The 1,890-nt window shown below is 37.1% G+C and carries 1 protein-coding gene; it reads left to right on the top strand.

The window, feature by feature from the left end; genetic code table 11:
- Positions 1 to 1,890, top strand: a 1,890-nt coding sequence (locus tag RT405_RS13240; protein ID WP_313470311.1) for a pyruvate carboxylase subunit B, incomplete at both ends; no start/stop codon positions are given.

The following is a 1,890-nucleotide window of genomic DNA, read 5'->3' as shown; positions in this document are numbered from 1 at the left end:
TGAATTGGCTGTACAAAAAATGGTCCGGGCTTTAAAAGAATTCCGGATCCGGGGAGTCAAAACAAATATTCCATTTATGCAAAACGTTATTTCTCACCCTGTTTTTTTATCAGGTAATGCTAAAACAACTTTCATTGATACTACCCCAGAACTTTTTAAATTTTCAAAAGTCCGTGATAGAGGAAATAAAACAATGAAATACATCAGCAATATCACAGTAAATGGATTTCCAGGGATTGAGAAAGCAGAAAAGAGATTCTATGAACCGGCTAGAAAGCCAAAACAGCTGATTTTATTGGACGAGAACTACCAAAGCGCAAAAAATATCCTTGATCAGCAAGGAGCAGATGCTGTAGTAGAATGGGTAAAGCGGTCGAAAGAAGTATTATTAACGGATACAACCTTTAGAGATGCGCATCAAAGTTTATTGGCTACTCGTGTACGGACTCAAGACTTCTTAGCCATTGCTGAAGAAACTGAGAAAGCTATTCCACAATTATTCTCATCTGAAATGTGGGGCGGAGCTACTTTTGATGTTGCGTATCGATTCTTAAATGAAGACCCATGGGAACGTCTAAGCAAATTAAGAGAGAAAATGCCGAATACTTTATTTCAAATGTTATTTAGAGGCTCCAATGCTGTAGGGTATCAAAATTATCCCGATAATGTGATTGAAGCCTTTATCAGACAAGCAGCTCAAAATGGAATCGATGTATTCCGTATTTTTGATAGCTTAAATTGGATTCCGCAAATGGAAAAAAGCATTCAAGTCGTCCGGGATACGGGCAAGATTGCGGAAGCAGCCATTTGTTATACAGGAGATATCAATGATCCAACAAGAGATAAATATACGGTAGAGTACTACAAAAAAATGGCTAAAGAATTAGAAAAACAAGGTGCTCATATCATTGCTGTCAAAGATATGGCAGGAATTTTGAAACCTCAAGCAGCTTATCGTTTAATCAGCGAATTAAAAGCCAGTGTAGATCTGCCGATTCATTTGCATACTCATGATACAAGCGGCAATGGCATTTTTACCTATGCCTCAGCTGTCAAAGCAGGAGTAGATATTGTGGATGTAACAATGAGTGCGATGAGCGGAGCAACCAGTCAGCCTAGTATGAATAGCTTATACTATGCTTTGTTAGACACAGAACGTGTTCCTTCGATTACAATTGAAAATGCACAACAAATTAACCGCTATTGGGAAGATGTGCGGGCGCGGTACAACGACTTCGAAAATGGAGTTAGTGCTCCTCAAACCGAAGTCTACCAACATGAAATGCCTGGAGGTCAATACACTAATCTGCAACAACAAGCAAAAGCTGTAGGGTTAGATGACGAATGGGACAAAGTTAAGAAAATGTATGCAGTAGTTAATCAACTGTTTGGAGACATTGTTAAAGTTACTCCTTCTTCAAAAGTTGTAGGAGACATGGCTTTATTTATGGTTCAAAATCATTTGTCAGAAGAAGATATTTATACAAGAGGAATGGAAATTGATTTTCCAGAATCTGTCATCAGCTTTTTCATGGGAGATTTAGGACAACCAGTTGGCGGCTTTCCGGAAAAACTACAAAAAATCATTTTAAAAGAGAAAAAACCCATTACCGTAAGACCAGGATCATTAGCGAAACCAGTTGATTTCACTGAAATAAAAAAAGAATTAGCTGAAAAAATTGATAAAATCCCATCAGATGAAGATGTATTAAGTTATATTATGTATCCACAGGTTTATTTAGATTACCAAAAGAACTATGAACAATTTGGGGATGTAACAGTGCTAGATACGGTAACATTCTTCCATGGTATGCGAACAGGAGAATCAATTGAAGTTCAAATTGAAAAAGGAAAAACGTTAATTATTAAGTTAAACCAAATAGGTGAACC

Source organism: Carnobacterium sp. (assembly GCF_032094055.1).
Classification (GTDB): domain Bacteria; phylum Bacillota; class Bacilli; order Lactobacillales; family Carnobacteriaceae; genus Carnobacterium_A.
Note: the sequence above shows the minus strand (reverse complement) of the source record. Positions and strands in the feature narration are given on the sequence as shown.